12 protein-coding genes and 1 riboswitch are annotated in these 15,173 nt (G+C 37.8%); of the genes, 6 read left to right on the forward strand and 6 right to left on the reverse strand.

What is annotated here, in order from left to right; all coding sequences use genetic code 11:
• Positions 1 to 34 precede the first annotated feature (34 nt).
• Positions 35 to 949, forward strand: a complete 915-nt coding sequence (gene trxB / locus IGJ63_RS05460) for a thioredoxin-disulfide reductase (protein WP_002357780.1) — start codon at positions 35 to 37, stop codon at positions 947 to 949.
• 42 nt (positions 950 to 991) lie between these two features.
• Here trxB and IGJ63_RS05465 read toward each other — a convergent pair whose 3' ends face one another.
• From IGJ63_RS05465 to IGJ63_RS05475, 3 genes are all read right to left on the reverse strand, one after another.
• Positions 992 to 1,453, reverse strand: coding sequence for a hypothetical protein (locus IGJ63_RS05465; protein ID WP_002355960.1), 462 nt, complete (start codon positions 1,451 to 1,453; stop codon positions 992 to 994).
• A gap of 196 nt (positions 1,454 to 1,649) precedes the next feature.
• The gene (camE, locus tag IGJ63_RS05470) at positions 1,650 to 2,150 is read right to left on the reverse strand and encodes a plasmid sex pheromone cAM373 precursor (RefSeq protein WP_002358931.1); all 501 of its coding nucleotides are present in this window, start codon (positions 2,148 to 2,150) and stop codon (positions 1,650 to 1,652) included.
• A 118-nt stretch (positions 2,151 to 2,268) separates the two neighbouring features.
• The gene (locus IGJ63_RS05475) at positions 2,269 to 4,608 is read right to left on the reverse strand and encodes an ABC transporter ATP-binding protein/permease (protein ID WP_438746063.1); all 2,340 of its coding nucleotides are present in this window, start codon (positions 4,606 to 4,608) and stop codon (positions 2,269 to 2,271) included.
• Between the two features lie 124 nt (positions 4,609 to 4,732).
• On the opposite strand from IGJ63_RS05475, the gene IGJ63_RS05480 reads away from it, so the two are divergent.
• On the forward strand, positions 4,733 to 5,242 hold the full coding sequence (locus tag IGJ63_RS05480) for a MarR family winged helix-turn-helix transcriptional regulator (RefSeq protein ID WP_002365578.1): 510 nt from the start codon (positions 4,733 to 4,735) through the stop codon (positions 5,240 to 5,242).
• 37 nt (positions 5,243 to 5,279) lie between these two features.
• On the opposite strand, the gene IGJ63_RS05485 is transcribed toward IGJ63_RS05480, so the two are convergent.
• From IGJ63_RS05485 to IGJ63_RS05495, 3 genes are all read right to left on the reverse strand, one after another.
• Positions 5,280 to 6,143, reverse strand: a complete 864-nt coding sequence (locus tag IGJ63_RS05485; protein ID WP_002360454.1) for a sugar ABC transporter permease — start codon at positions 6,141 to 6,143, stop codon at positions 5,280 to 5,282.
• A 3-nt stretch (positions 6,144 to 6,146) separates the two neighbouring features.
• Positions 6,147 to 7,490 (reverse strand): carbohydrate ABC transporter permease, encoded by a 1,344-nt coding sequence (locus IGJ63_RS05490; protein WP_002357775.1) that lies wholly within the window; start codon positions 7,488 to 7,490, stop codon positions 6,147 to 6,149.
• A gap of 85 nt (positions 7,491 to 7,575) precedes the next feature.
• The gene (locus IGJ63_RS05495) at positions 7,576 to 8,826 is read right to left on the reverse strand and encodes an extracellular solute-binding protein (RefSeq protein ID WP_002395113.1); all 1,251 of its coding nucleotides are present in this window, start codon (positions 8,824 to 8,826) and stop codon (positions 7,576 to 7,578) included.
• A 258-nt stretch (positions 8,827 to 9,084) separates the two neighbouring features.
• On the opposite strand from IGJ63_RS05495, the gene IGJ63_RS05500 reads away from it, so the two are divergent.
• The 4 genes from IGJ63_RS05500 (at position 9,085) to IGJ63_RS05515 (ending at position 14,871) form a co-directional block, all read left to right on the forward strand.
• The gene (locus tag IGJ63_RS05500; RefSeq protein ID WP_284955104.1) at positions 9,085 to 10,851 is read left to right on the forward strand and encodes a glycoside hydrolase family 13 protein; all 1,767 of its coding nucleotides are present in this window, start codon (positions 9,085 to 9,087) and stop codon (positions 10,849 to 10,851) included.
• Between the two features lie 27 nt (positions 10,852 to 10,878).
• A complete protein-coding gene (locus IGJ63_RS05505) occupies positions 10,879 to 12,504 on the forward strand; it encodes a glycoside hydrolase family 13 protein (protein ID WP_016617272.1) in 1,626 nt (541 codons plus the stop codon).
• Position 12,505: 1 nt separating this feature from the next.
• On the forward strand, positions 12,506 to 14,119 hold the full coding sequence (locus tag IGJ63_RS05510) for a glycoside hydrolase family 13 protein (protein WP_002361733.1): 1,614 nt from the start codon (positions 12,506 to 12,508) through the stop codon (positions 14,117 to 14,119).
• A gap of 170 nt (positions 14,120 to 14,289) precedes the next feature.
• Positions 14,290 to 14,871, forward strand: coding sequence for a TMEM175 family protein (locus tag IGJ63_RS05515; RefSeq protein WP_002392546.1), 582 nt, complete (start codon positions 14,290 to 14,292; stop codon positions 14,869 to 14,871).
• An 81-nt stretch (positions 14,872 to 14,952) separates the two neighbouring features.
• Positions 14,953 to 15,120: riboswitch (M-box (ykoK) riboswitch) on the forward strand.
• Positions 15,121 to 15,173: the final 53 nt, after the last annotated feature.

Here is a 15,173-nt window from a genome sequence, read left to right on the forward strand (position 1 = left end):
AAGTAAACTTACTTAAAATTTTGGGGGAAATAAAATGTATGATGTAATTATCATTGGTGCCGGTCCTGCTGGGATGACGGCAGCACTTTATGCATCACGGTCCAATCTTTCTGTATTGATGATTGAACGCGGTGCGCCTGGTGGGCAAATGAACAACACTGCTGAGGTAGAGAATTACCCAGGCTTTGATTCTATTATGGGTCCAGAATTGGCCTATAAAATGTATGAAAATGTAGAAAAATTTGGTACGGAAAATGCGTATGGTATTGTGATGGGCATTGAAGACCACGGATCCTATAAAGAAGTGATTTGTGATGACAAATCTTATGAAGCTAAAGCGGTAATTATTGCAACAGGCTGTGAACACCGAAAATTGGGTGTAAAAGGCGAAGAAGAATTTGCTGGCCGTGGTGTTTCTTATTGTGCCGTTTGTGATGGTGCTTTCTTTAAAAATAAACGCTTAGTAGTCGTTGGCGGCGGCGATTCTGCAGTTGAAGAAGCAATCTATTTAACGCAATTTGCTTCTGAAGTAGTGATTGTTCATCGTCGTGATGAATTGCGTGCGCAAAAAATCATTCAAGATCGTGCCTTTGCAAATGAAAAGATTTCCTTTGTTTGGGATACAGTTGTCGAAGAAATTGTTGGCAATGAAATGGTCGTGACAGGTGTGAAAGCACGGAATGTCAAAACAGATGAAGTTTCTGAAATTGAAGCAAACGGCGTGTTCATTTACGTGGGGCTAGATCCATTAACAGAACCATTTAAAAAAGCTGGTATTACGAATGAGGCTGGTTGGATTGAAACAGACCAAGAAATGAGAACAAAAATTCCTGGTGTTTATGCCATTGGTGATGTCCGTGAAAAAACATTGCGTCAAATCACGACAGCGGTCGGTGAAGGCGGTATTGCTGGACAACAAGTATTTAACTATATTGAAGAATTAAAATAAAAAAATGCTTTTGCCTTTAATAATAAGGGCAAAAGCATTTTTTTAATAGGTTCCTTTAATGACAAAATAAGAGCCGCGAATGGTTCCAGCTAATTTTGATTTTTGACGAGCAAATTTGAATTTTCCTTCAAATTCTGCAGGGATTGCCATACCATCTGAAAGTTTAAACCCAACGGCGCGTTTGCCTTCCTCAGCTAATGTGTACATCACGTTAACTGCTAAGCCGTTTTCATAAAATACATAGGCCATTTTTATGCCATCTAAAGTGAAAGAAGAAATTTCAAGTGGCTTGTAAGGGAAATGTAATTCTCGTTCTAATAAAATTTTTTCAATCCAGGCCAATGTTTCTGGAGCTTCAGAGGCAGGGACGGTCGTAAAGCGATGTTTGTATTTATTCCAAAAATAGCGAGCTTCATTCGCTCTTAGTCCAGCAAGGGCAGGTGCCACTGGTGAACTTTCTAAACCAATAGTGGCTACTTCTTTAAAATCAACTGTATAAACCATGAATTGATACTCCCATCTTTTCTTTTAAACTAAGTATAACGGTAGCAGGGGTAACGAACAATTATTATTACTTAAAAGAATGAAATTGGGACAGAACGATCGGCTTCAGAAAATGTTAAGGTTTCCGAATGCGTAGGTTCTGTCCCAAAGAGTATTTTAAGATTTGGTTATTTCGTGATAAGTTATACGCTCGTGCTTATTTATTGGCATCTAAGGTAACTTTTTCATCTGCCGTAGTTGTTTTAACATCTACTGTATAAACAAGTTTATTGTTATTTTTGGTTAACTTCCAAGTCAAAATACGTGGAGAAAGTCCTCCAACTTCTTTTTTTGCTTTGGCTAAAACGTCGTTAACAGCGCCTAATTCTTTGACTTCAGCAGCTGAAAAGGCTGTCTCGTTTTCGCCAAGTTGATTTGCTTCAGTATTTTTGGTGACTTTTCCTGTTTCAGGATTCACGTAAAGTGTTTCTGTATCGTTAGTAAAGATATAGCTGTAGTCACTTGCTGGTTCTGTATCAAATTGGACATTTACTAATGGTTTGCTGTTGCCAGCTTCTTTTTCATAGATTTCAGCAGCTTGCTGCAAACTAACTTTGTACTTAGTATCTGTGACAGCATCTTTTCCTATGCCACAACTAGCTAAAATAAAAATAGCTCCTAAAAGTGAAAAAAATAGTAAAAATGGTTTTTTTAACATGAAATTACCTCGTTTCTTTTTATTAAGCATTCACAATCATTTAGTATACGGTGGTTTTATAAAAATTACAAACAAAAAATAATCCTTTAAGAGAAATTAAAGGATTATTTTTTGTTATTTATTCTGCACGTAAAGCAACTGCCGCATCTTTTTTCGCTGCCATTCGGGCAGGGATATGGCCACCAATCATGGTTAAGATTGTGCTAATTACAATCAAAATAATCCCGTGAATTGGATTTAAGGTGGCAACATTTTCTAAATCAGTCAGGTTATAGAGCACTGCATTGATCGGAAATGTTGCGAGAAAGGCAATCACAACACCAAGAATACCAGAGGCAACGCCTAAAATAGCAGTTTCGGCATCGAACACCCGGGTAATATCTTTTTTACGAGCTCCTAACGCTTTCAGGATACCGATTTCTTTGGTCCGCTCAATGACAGAAGTATAGGTGATAATCCCAATCATAATCATACTTGTAACAAGGGAAATCCCAGCAAATGCAATCAGCACATAGGTGATGGCATCCATTAAACCACCTGTTAAGCGGGTCATTGTTCCAGCTAAATCAGAATAGATGATTTGGTCTTTTTTATCTTTTCCTTTGTTATAAGCATCTAAATAATCAAGAATTTTATCTTTTGATTTGAAATCGTTTGGATAAATCATAATACTTGAAGGGATTTCGTTCGCTCCTAAATAAGACAACAGGTTTTCTTTCGCGGAAGCATCTAATGTTTCGTTAGTCATAACGTTAGTGTTGCTGGCTTCTTGCGCTTTAACAATGTCAGAGGTTTTGTTTTTGGCAATCATATTAGTTGAAAGTGCATCGCTATAAGCAATTCCAGGTGCTAATAGATTCATTGTTGAAGAATCTTTAATTCGCAAAATCCCTGAAATTGTTAATTCAGTATTTTCTGGGTTATCGTAAACAGCTTGCAAATCTTGGTTAGGAATGAAGTTGCCTGTCGGTAATTTGGTGTAAAATGCATTATTATTGGCTAATTTCATTTTTGTGCCAACAATGTCTGAAAAGGCAATCTTTTGATTATCTTTCACGTCAAAGCCAAGATTTTTTAAAGCATTAATATTGGTGGTATTGTTACTATCGACGATTAAAACGACATCGGTTTCTTTTTCTGGATAATTTCCTTCAAGCAACGAGTAATTGTCTTTTAAGAAATTGTTTTTTCCATTTTCTAGTTGTTTAGGAAAAGCAGAAACGCCGACACCAGTTTGGGCAGCCATCATAGAAGCCATCGCGTTTGATTGGCCGTCGGGTGCATCGTTTGAAAATTTGACAGCTTGTGCTTTCCCGTTGATTTCTCTTAATAAGTTCATATTGACTAGACGAGTATAGCCGATATTATTACTTAATTCAGGATCAATGTGATTGACATAGTCAATAAACTTTTGATCAATTAAATTCGTGTGTTGCGCACGGTCCGCATCGCTAATTTTAGCAGTCACTTCTTTTTCTTTCGGGAAGGTGCCTTTTTTGTCCTGATTATTGAAACTTTCTGGATCTTGATCGGTCGCTATTTTAGAAATGGTAATCGGAAATTGCGCTAACGTTTCCGACTGAGTTTTATCAATTTGTTTCTGGAATCCTGTTGAAAGAGAAAGGACAATCGCAATACTGATAATTCCGATACTTGAAGCAAAGGCGGTTAAAAAAGTTCGCCCTTTTTTAGTGCGGATATTATTAAAAGATAAACGCAGCGCAGTCGTGAATTTCATTTTGGTGCGTTTCAATTCGAAAGGTTCTTTTTTTTCATGTTCAATATGAGGACGCGAGTCATGACGAATTTGGCCATCTGAAAATTCAATAATTCGATCAGCGTATTCGTGAGCTAATTCAGGATTGTGGGTCACCATAATAACTAATTTTTCTTTCGAAAGTTCTTGGATAAGTGCCATAATTTGCAGACTGGTTTCTGAATCCAATGCACCAGTTGGTTCATCACAAAGTAAAATATCGGGATCATTAGCTAAAGCGCGAGCAATGGCAACCCGTTGCATTTGACCGCCAGATAATTGGGAAGGTTTTTTATGGATATGGTCCTTCAAACCGACACGGATGAGTGCATCTTCGGCTTTTTGGCGTCTTTCTGCTTTTGAAATACCACTCAGTGTCATACCAAGCTCGACATTATCCAAAATCCCTTGATGACTAATTAAGTTGTAACTTTGAAAAATAAAACCAATTGAGTTATTCCGATAAGCATCCCAGTCGGCTTCTTTAAAATTTTTTGTTGATTTGCCGTTAATGATTAAGTCACCAGAATCGTAATTGTCCAATCCGCTAATCACATTCAACATCGTCGTTTTACCAGAGCCGCTGGGACCCAGAATGGCTACAAATTCTTGTTTTCGAAAAGCGACAGAGACGCCATCTAAAGCTTTAGTGGTCGTTCCGCCGACAGTATAATATTTTTTTATCTCTTTGAGTTCTAGCATATTTTTCGCATCCTTCTTCCAATTTATCAACAATACAACCTTAAGTTAGTGTATAACGTAACATAATAGTTAACAAAAATCAATCATTACCATTTGATAATCAAGTGAATTTAGTATACACTAGGTGGGAAACGAGGGAGAACATATGGATAAAGAGAAGCATTCATCAAATTTAGATATTAGTGTCTTTACTGAAATTTTTTCATATATGAGCCAATTGCTTTTTAAAGACCTAGACTTGGAGGATCTAAAATTAACCAAGTTAGACATGTTAATTTTATTAATTGTGGCAACAAATGAAGGAATTAGTATGACGGAGTTAGCCAACCAAGTAGGAACGTCGAAAGTTCAAGTGAGTCGCTCTATTGCGGGGTTAGAAGAACGAGCGATTGTTCAACGTCGCCATAATCAAGAAAATCGCCGCGTGGTTAATGTTTATACGACAAAAGAAGGCGAGAAGCTCTTTAAGCAAAAAGAAAATCAAGTAAAACAGCAACTATCTGAAACGCTTAGTGTTCTTTCCTTAGAGGATTATCAAGAGGTCAATCAACACTTTTTGGCGGTCATGAAAATTTTGTCCAATTATCAAGCGCTACGAAGAAAAACGTGTAAGGAAAACAACGCCAAAAAATAAAAAACATCGTTTGGCTATAAACCAAACGATGTTTTTTCTAGCCTTTGACAGAGCCAGAAGTCACGCCTTCTACATAGAAACGTTGCATTAATATAAATAAAATAGTAATTGGAATGGCAATCAGCACACATCCTGCTGTAAAAGCCATGAATAGTGAATTGGCTGTTGATTTGGTCATCATCGAAAAGAGACCAATCGCAACGGTGTAATTTTCAACTTTATCACCCATAATAACTTTTGCGAAAATAAAATCCATCCAAGGGCCCATGAAGGCGGTTAAAGAAGTATAGACAATAATTGGTTTCGACAATGGCAACGTAATTTTTGTGAAAATTTGCCACTTGTTGGCACCGTCAATCATAGCCGATTCGTCTAAAGCCATCGGAATGGTATCGAAGAACCCTTTGGCGATGTAAAAACCTAGCGCCGAGCCTGCAGAGTAAACCAGAATTAAAGCGAATAAACTTTCAGTTAAATTTAAGGCTTTTAAAATATAGTAAACGGCAATCATGCTCATAAAACCAGGGAACATATTTAAAACGAGCGCCACTTTTAAAAATGGTTTTCTTAAGCGGAAACGCAACCGTGACAGCGCATAAGCCATTGCGATTGTAATGAAAGTTGATAACAGACAGCTTGCGATGGAGACGAACAAGGTGTTCAAAAACCAACGGACAAAGGGGAAGTTGCCAGTCTGATTTGTTAATAATACTTTATAATTTTCTAAAGTGAATGTTTTGGGAATGATATAGGGAACAAATGCACCGCCTTCGCCACGAAAACTTGTTAAGATAATCCACACAATGGGGAACATCCAAAAAACTGCTAAAATGGTTAGAATGATGTAAACGCTGGTAAGTGCAGTGCGTTGTTTTTTCTGGTAACTTTTTGCTTTAGCCATAAGTTACGCCTCCTTAAATGAATTCGTCCGTGTATAGGCAATTAAACTGAAGACTGCGGAGAGAATGAAGATTAAAATACCAATCACAGAGGCTAAATTGTAATCCATTGTATCGACAGTCAATTTGTATAACCAGGTAACTAAAAGGTCAGTTGAGCCTGCACCGTAGAAGTTAGAATTGGCTGGCCCGCCACCTGTTAATAGATAAATGACATTGAAGTTATTGATGTTGCCAATAAACTGTTGAATTAGCGCCGGGGTCATCACAAATAGAATTTGTGGAAACGTAATACTTTTAAAAATTTGCCATTTATTGGCGCCGTCAATTCTAGCAGCTTCGATTTGATCTTCAGGGAGATTTTGGATAATCCCTGTAGAGATTAACATCGTAGCAGGAATACCAATCCACATATTGACAACAATAATGGTTAATTTTGCCCAATTCGGATCTGTTAAGAAGGGGATAGAAGAATCGATTAAGCCCCAGTTTAACAACAGAGCATTGATAGGTCCGGAACCATTTAAGAGGTTTCGCATAATTAAAAGTGAAACAAACGGAGGTACGGCCATCGTGATAACAAAAATGGTCCGCCAAAATGCTTTATATTTTAAGCCTTTTGTATTGATAAGCAAGGCTAAAATGATTCCAAAAAAGAAACAAGTTGCGGTTGCAAAAACAGCCCAAATCAAGGTCCAGCCAAGTACTGGAAAGAACGTTGAAGCCATATCGCCTGTGATTACATTGCCTAGATTTGCCAATCCAACCCAAGTAAAAAGGTTTTTCGGTGGCAAATGGTTATGGTCGTAGTTGGTAAAGGCAATTGAAATCATATATAACAACGGCAAGATGGTAAAGAAAAGAACGCCTAGTAAGGGGATCGTCATTAAAGTTGCATGGAAACGTTCGTTTAACAAGCTACGTAAATCATCCATAGTTGTTGGAATTTTTTTGCCGGCTGTCTTTAATTCATATAGGTGACGGGCGCTTTTTAAATTGATTACATATAAAATGATTAGCGATAAACAGACTAAAATTGCTGCAATTCCGAATAATAATAAGAGCATTGAATTATCGCCTTCTTTTAGAACTTCAATCCCTAAAGAATCATCATATACTAATCCTTGCTGTTGGGTCCCTAGTGTTCCTAGCATCATTAATGCATGGAAACCATTACGGATTAACCAATAGATAAAGCCAATTTCAGCTGTTAAAAAGATGATTCCCTTTAACCACTGCTTGTTGGCGAAGTTTGCAGCACCCATAACTAAAAAAGATAGTTTTGTAGCGAAGTCGCCTTTTTTAAAGACCTCTCGAAATGACGTCTGGGCTTTCTTTTTCTTGAACATCTTCGTTCACTCACTTTCTACTTAAATAAAAAAGATAGAGGAAATGGGACAGCAGATTGAAGCTCGTCCCATTTCTTTACTCTTTTTATTCTTTTGCTTCTTTTGATGTGTCTTGGACTAATTTATCTAATTTTGCTTGATAATCCGCAGGTTTGATATTGCCTTTGTACGTATCATTGATCACTGCATCCATCGCAGGCCAGAATGAAACGATTTCTGGGATTTTTGGCATTACCACAGAGTGGGTTGGTTGCGCCATTTCTAAGATAGCTTTTGCAACAGTATCTTGTGTAATTTCTTCGTTTGTTTGTAATTTTTTGTTTGAAGGGACAAAACCGATTTCTTTGAAGTAAGTCATTTGTGATTTTTCACTTGTTAAATAGTTTGCTAATGTCATTGCGGCCAATGGTGCTTGTGTTTGTTGGTTGACAGCAAAACTACGAACGCCCAAGAAAGCTTTCATTTGTTTTTCTCCATTGCCAAAATCAATGGTTGGATAGGCAGCAGCCCCCATTTTGTCGCCAAGAGCTTTTTCTACATCGTTTTTAGACCAAGGACCAGAAAGGAAGGCATCCGTTTTGCCAGAACCTAGATTAGACAATGCTTCTGTATTTGATTGGATCACACCAGGATTATTTTTTTGATCGGCAATCCATTGTAATACTTCTATACCTTGTTGGTTGTTAAAGTTGGTACCTTTTGGATCTTCGCCATTTTCACCATATAAGTAATCGCCGTTACTCATAAATAGAGGACCGAAGATATAATTTGCGCCATCTTCGCCAAAATTGGTACCGATTTTGCCTTTTTCAGTTAAAGACTTCCAAGTTTTGATTTCCTCTGGAGAATACGTATCTTTGTTATAATAAAGAACTTGTGACTCTACGGCATAAGGGTAGGCATAGACTTTGTCTTTCCAAGTGACCCCTGCGACTGCCGAGTCAATATTATTTTCTTTGACTTCTTTTTCATATTTTGTGTTAGGGTAAATCAGACCAGCTTCTGCCATTTGACCAATTTGATCATGCGGCATCATGAAAACATCTGCGGCAGCTTTAGGATCTTTTGCAATGTCTTTTTTAGCATCTGCCGAATTTCCAGCAGTTAAGTTAACTTTAATATCGGGGTTTTCTTTTTCAAAATCGGCGACAACTTTTTTAAAGACGCCCATATATTCAGTATCAACCCATAATTTTACGTCACCAGCTGCTTTATTTGCTGAACCGCTTTCATTTTCAGCTTTCGTTTTTTCTGCGCCACCACAGGCAGTAAGTAAAACCGCGGAAGCACTTAAAAGGATACCGCCCATTAAAATCTTTTTCCAATTCGCTTTCATTTTTGAACCCTCCAAAAATTATTTTTTACAAGTCTTATTATGCAACCGATTGCGGAAATAATCAAGTGTTTTTCATCAAGAAAGTTAAAAAAGTTTTTTGTTATAAATAACATACTGTTTGTTTAAAGTGGTGTATACCACTAATTAAGCATTTTAAATAAAAAAATAAAAAAGGGTATACAAATGCAATCGTTTGCGCTAAAATGTGTTCGAGTATTAGAAAATACACGAAAAGCGACAATTAAAGGAGAGAATTAAATGAACACTGCTGCAATCTACCATCGTCCAGAAAGTGAATTTGCTTATCTTTATACAGAAGAAACAATGCATATTCGTTTGCGTACGGCAAAAGGCGACATTGCCTCTGTCCAATTAGTGCAAGGAGATCCTTATCTTTTAGGGAAAGAAAAGTGGTACCAACAGTCGTTAACTATGAAGAAGTTAGTATCTACGGAGTTATATGATTACTGGTTTATTGCATTAAGTGCAAAATTTAAACGCCTTTCATATGCTTTTACTTTAGTAGGGACGGATGGCTTGACGGCGTTTTATGGCGAACACGGCATTTATCCTTTAGAAGAAAAGTATTTAGCGATGGCGAATAATTATTTTCGGATGCCGTATTTTCATGAAATCGATCGTTTTAAAGCACCTGAATGGGTCAAAGAAACGGTTTGGTATCAAATATTTCCAGAGCGTTTTGCAAATGGTGATCCCGCCAATGATCCTGAAGGGACGTTGCCGTGGGGATCTAAAAGACCAGATCGACAAGATTTTTTTGGTGGGGATTTGCAAGGGGTGCTAGATCATCTTGATTACATTGAAGATTTAGGTGTTAACGGCTTATATTTTTGCCCAATTTTTGAAGCGTTTTCTAATCACAAATATGATACGATTGATTATTTAAAAATTGACCCAGCTTTTGGTGATGGCGCTACCTTTAAGCGTTTAGTCGAAGAGTGTCATCGACGGGGCATTAAGATTATGTTGGACGCCGTTTTTAATCATATGGGGGACGCTTCGCCTCAATGGCAAGATGTGTTAAAAAATGGCCAGGACTCAATTTATGCCGATTGGTTCCACGTAAATGAGTTTCCAGCTAGCTATGAAGAAAGTGCTGATTTTGAAGAAGCAAGCAACATTACTTATGATACTTTTGCATTCACTCCGCATATGCCTAAATTAAATACAGCAAATCCAGAGGTGCAAGCCTATCTTTTAGAAATTGCTCGTTATTGGATTGAGGAATATGATATTGACGCCTGGCGTTTAGATGTGGCAAACGAAGTGGATCATGCGTTCTGGAAAAAATTCCGGCAAACATGTGATGACGCAAAAAAAGATTTTTATATTTTAGGAGAAATTTGGCACTCGTCGCAAAGCTGGCTCCAAGGAGACGAATTTCATGCAGTGATGAATTATGCATACACAGATGCGATTATGGGCTACTTTGTCAAGCAAGAACTGTCCTTGGAAAAGATGCTTTCTGAAATGAACAACCAGTTAATGCTCTATCGACAACAAACGAATCAAATGCAGTTTAATGTTTTAGATTCCCACGATACACCACGCTTATTGCATGAAACGAAAGAGGATAAAGAGTTGATGCGCCAAGTATTAGCGTTTACGTATATTCAACCAGGCGTCCCTTGTCTTTACTATGGTGATGAAATTGGTATGACAGGTGATATGGATCCTGATTGTCGTCGTTGTATGGTTTGGGAGGAAAATCAGCAAGATTTGGATTTGAAGGAATTTGTAAAATCATTGATTGCCCTTCGCAAAAAGTATGCGGCTGTTTTTTCTGGTGGAACAATCGATTGGACAGGAACTTCTTTTGAAACGGGGTTGATTAGACTCGCTTGTCGTTTGGATGAACAAACGATCTATGGGATTTTTAATACTGGCCAAGAGACACAATTTGTTGATAGAACTGATCGAGAAGTTTTGCTAAGTTCTTCTATCGAAACTGCTTCAGAACAGATAATGGTTTTACCAAAAGGTTTTCTTTTATATCAAGCATAATAATTAAGCAAAGGAATGTGAAGAAGAATGGAAAAACATTGGTGGCAAGAAGTCGTGGTTTATCAGATTTATCCTCGCAGTTTTAAGGATAGCAATGGAGATGGCATTGGAGATTTACCAGGAATTATTGAAAAATTGGATTATTTGGAAACGTTAGGCATTGGGGCTATTTGGTTATCACCAGTTTATCAATCACCCAATGATGACAATGGTTATGACATTTCTGATTATGAAGCGATTATGACAGAGTTTGGGACGATGGCGGATATGGATCGTCTAATTGAGGAAGCGAAAAAGCGAAAGATTGAAATTATTATGGATTTAGTGGTTAACCATACGTCAGATGAACATCGTTGGTTTATTGAAGCGAAAAAAAGCAAGGAGAACCCCTACCGAGACTATTATGTATGGGCTGATCCTGCTTCAGATGGCGGTGTGCCTAACCGATTGAAATCTGCCTTTTCGGGTTCGGCGTGGACGTTTGATGAAGCGAGTGGGCAATACTATTTGCATTTGTTTAGTAAAAAACAACCAGATTTAAATTGGGAAAACCAACAAATGCGTCAGTCGGTTTACGAGATGATGAATTTTTGGATTGATAAAGGAATTGGCGGTTTCCGTTTAGATGTAATTGACTTAGTGGGTAAAATTCCAGGAGAAGAGATCACCGCGAATGGGCCTCATTTACATCGTTATTTACAAGAAATGAACGCCGCGACATTTGGTGGCAAAGAGCTGTTAACTGTAGGTGAAACATGGGGGGCCACACCTGAGATTGCAAAAATGTACTCTAGTCCAGAGCGTCATGAATTATCTATGATTTTTCAGTTTGAACATATGAGCTTGGATCAACAACCAGGTAAAGAAAAATGGGACCTTCAGCCAATGGAAGTTGCCAAGTTGAAACAGGTTTTTGCAAAATGGCAAACAGAATTAGGAAATGATGGCTGGAATTCTTTGTTTTGGAATAACCATGATTTACCGAGAATGATTTCACGTTGGGGAAATGATCAGGAATATTGGTTGGAAAGTAGTAAGTTATTCGCTATTTTACTGCACATGATGAAAGGCACACCTTATATTTATCAAGGGGAAGAAATTGGTATGACCAATACGCCGATTACAGATATTCGTGAAGCGCGGGACATCGAAACGATTAACATGTACCATGAGTATCTAGAAAAAGGATATTCTAAAGAAGAAATTTTGCTGAAAATTAATACTAAAGGTCGCGACAATGCACGCCGGCCTATGCAGTGGACCGCTGAAAAAAATGCGGGCTTTACGACTGGTACACCTTGGATTGATGTTAATCCCAATTATCAAACGATTAACGTCGCTGCTGCTTTGGCAGATAAAAATTCACTATTCTATACGTACCAAGAAATGATTCGTTTGAGAAAAGAACATCCTTTAATTGTTTGGGGCAACTTTGAATTGCTAGAAACAGTGGACGAAGTGATCAGTTTTTATCGTACCTATGGTGAGGAACGCTGGCTTGTTGTAACGAACTTTTCTGACAAAGTTCAGCCATTTTCTGCAGACGTTCATGTAGAACAAGTAATGATTGAAAATATGCCGACAGATGTCACTGCTTTAGCAGATTATTCGTTAGCGCCTTGGCAAGCATTTGTTGTGAAAGTGAGTCAATAAGATGGAACAATGGTGGAAAAATGCTGTCGGTTATCAAATTTATCCTCGGAGTTTTAAAGATAGCAACGGGGATGGCATTGGTGATTTGCAGGGAATTATTGAGAAATTACCGTATTTAAAAGAACTAGGGGTCGATTTTTTATGGTTAAATCCCATTTACACTTCGCCAAACGTTGACAATGGTTATGATATTGCGGATTATCAAGGGATTCAGCCAGAATTTGGTACGATGGAAGATTTTCAAGAACTTTTGGACCAAGCGCATCAATTAGGTTTGAAGATTATTCTTGATTTAGTGGTCAATCATACAAGTGATCAACATCCGTGGTTTGTTGAAGCGAAAAAAAGTTTAGATAATCCGTATCGTGAGTATTATTTATGGGCCGATGCGACACCAGATCGTATGCCGAATGAATGGCAAAGCTTTTTTGGTGGCTCGACTTGGACGTATGACGCGGGTACAAAGCAAGCATATTTTCATGTGTTTGCAAAAGAGCAACCTGATTTGAACTGGAAAAATCCTAAAGTTCGTGAAGAGATTTATGCGATGATTCGCTGGTGGTTAGATTTGGGAATTGATGGTTTCCGATTGGATGCGATTAGTCATATCCAAAAAGAACCTTGGGATTTTAAAATTACCACGAATCCGTGGGCTCCATTTATGAATGTAAAAGGCATTGAAGACTATATGCTGGATTTGAAAGCTATTTTTGCTGAGTATGACATCATGACAGTGGGGGAAGCTAGTGGCGTTTCAAGTAAAAAAGCGGTGGAATGGACCAATGATGCGGGCTATCTGAATATGATTTTTGAATTAGAGCACAATGTTCGAGAAGGAAAGCCAGGAGAAGAACGGTTAAATATTTTAGGCTATAAAAAAGTAATGGCTCGCTGGCAAAAGCATTTAGGGACAGAAGGCTGGAATGCATTATATGTAGAAAATCATGATAATCCCAGAATCAATTCAATTTTAGGCAATGAAACCTCTCATTCTGCTAAGGCGATTGGAACAATCGCCTTGCTCTTGCGAGGAACACCGTTTATTTATCAAGGACAGGAAATCGGCATGGTTAATTATCCGTTTCAACAGATTGACGAGTTAGATGCTAAAGATTCTCATAACCATTATCGTTTGCTTATAGAAAGTGGCTACGATGCGAAACAAGCATTAAAAGAAGTGGCGCATTGGACGCGGGACCATTCGCGTACGCCTATGCAGTGGACGAGTCAAGAGGCAAGTTCATTCACCTCGGGGCATCCGTGGTTAGCAATTCATCCCAATTTCAAAGAAATAAATGTGGCTGACCAAGAAACGGATGCGCAATCCGTGTTGAATTATTATAAAAAGTTAATTGCGTTGCGGAAAGACAATCCGGTCTTTACAGATGGACAGTTTGAACTATTAGCGCCCAATCATCCGTCTGTTTTTGCTTTTTTAAGAAAAACAACTGAGGCAACAGCGTTAGTGATTGTCAATTTAAGTGGAGAAAAGTGCCAATTTGACTTGCCGAATAAATTACTAGGCAGAAAGTGGCAACAATTATTAGGGAATCAAGATTTTACGGTGAAGAAACGGATGCAGTTAGCACCTTATCAGGCAGGCGTATTCCAATAACTGATTTGTTCTATAACGAGTGCAAGAGGCTTACTTTTAAGTGGGGCGCTTGCACTCGTTTTTAGGAACTTCAACAACCGAGAGACTCCATAAATAATTGAATTTTTACAGAAATGCGTTATACTTACTTTGGGTAAGTTATTTAATTTTTATGAAAGTAGGGGGAAATGATGCCGAAAACACGTGTAGAAGCATTTACAGATGCAGTCATTGCGATTATTTTAACGTTATTAATTTTAGAATTAAAAATTCCTGAAAAAGCAGATTGGTCTGCTCTGACTCAATCTGGACACAAAATCATTATTTATTTAATTAGTTTTGTTACTTTATTGATTTATTGGAACAATCATCATCATTTATTTCAAAGTGTCCGTAAAATTGATGGACGTGTCCTTTGGATGAATAATTTATTAATTTTGACGTTGACGTTTTTCCCGTTTGTTACTGGTTGGGTGGGTGAACATCCGTTTTCTTGGCCGCCACAAGCTTTGTATGGCTTAGTAGTATTAGGAGCTGATGTTGCTTATTATCTAGTGGTGCGGGCATTGATTCAGGCAAATGGGCCCAAATCCGAAGTACAACGTTTGTTTGGCCACTATCCAAAATTAACGCTTTCGATTGTGTTGAATATTATTGCGTTGATTGTGGGCAAACTGGTAGCGCCAATCGCTGTCCTGATTATTGATACGATTGTTTTAGTCATGTGGTTTATTCCTGAGCGAAAAGCAGAAATAAAGGAAATTTTAAAGTAGTTATTTTTTATTTATAACAAAAAAGTCATAAATCTTTTGACAAGAATGTCAAACTCCTCTATTATAAGAAGTGGATAAAAACTGAATAATTGTTAGGTGAGGCTCCTATTTGGACAAATGCTGCTGCCGCGAAAGGATCGAGAGACCCTTAGTTGGTTGAACAGGAATAATCGTGAAGGTTATTCATAATGTAGCTGATACATGTTATCTACGCCCTATAGTGCTAAAGCTCAACGATAGAGAATCTTATTTAAAGATGGTATTTTGGGACGTACTCTATTGTTGAGTAGGTCCTTTTTTGT

This window comes from Enterococcus sp. DIV1375a, from assembly GCF_051712205.1.
Taxonomy (GTDB): domain Bacteria; phylum Bacillota; class Bacilli; order Lactobacillales; family Enterococcaceae; genus Enterococcus; species Enterococcus faecalis.

What these genes read in the sequence shown, in the direction of transcription:
- trxB (WP_002357780.1), top strand. Translation starts at nt 35, where the DNA reads ATGTATGATGTAATTATCATTGGTGCCGGTCCTGCTGGGATGACGGCA.
- IGJ63_RS05465 (WP_002355960.1), bottom strand. Translation starts at nt 1,453, where the DNA reads ATGGTTTATACAGTTGATTTTAAAGAAGTAGCCACTATTGGTTTAGAA.
- camE (WP_002358931.1), bottom strand. Translation starts at nt 2,150, where the DNA reads ATGTTAAAAAAACCATTTTTACTATTTTTTTCACTTTTAGGAGCTATT.
- IGJ63_RS05475 (WP_438746063.1), bottom strand. Translation starts at nt 4,608, where the DNA reads ATGCTAGAACTCAAAGAGATAAAAAAATATTATACTGTCGGCGGAACG.
- IGJ63_RS05485 (WP_002360454.1), bottom strand. Translation starts at nt 6,143, where the DNA reads ATGGCTAAAGCAAAAAGTTACCAGAAAAAACAACGCACTGCACTTACC.
- IGJ63_RS05490 (WP_002357775.1), bottom strand. Translation starts at nt 7,490, where the DNA reads ATGTTCAAGAAAAAGAAAGCCCAGACGTCATTTCGAGAGGTCTTTAAA.
- IGJ63_RS05495 (WP_002395113.1), bottom strand. Translation starts at nt 8,826, where the DNA reads ATGAAAGCGAATTGGAAAAAGATTTTAATGGGCGGTATCCTTTTAAGT.
- IGJ63_RS05500 (WP_284955104.1), top strand. Translation starts at nt 9,085, where the DNA reads ATGAACACTGCTGCAATCTACCATCGTCCAGAAAGTGAATTTGCTTAT.
- IGJ63_RS05505 (WP_016617272.1), top strand. Translation starts at nt 10,879, where the DNA reads ATGGAAAAACATTGGTGGCAAGAAGTCGTGGTTTATCAGATTTATCCT.
- IGJ63_RS05510 (WP_002361733.1), top strand. Translation starts at nt 12,506, where the DNA reads ATGGAACAATGGTGGAAAAATGCTGTCGGTTATCAAATTTATCCTCGG.
- IGJ63_RS05515 (WP_002392546.1), top strand. Translation starts at nt 14,290, where the DNA reads ATGCCGAAAACACGTGTAGAAGCATTTACAGATGCAGTCATTGCGATT.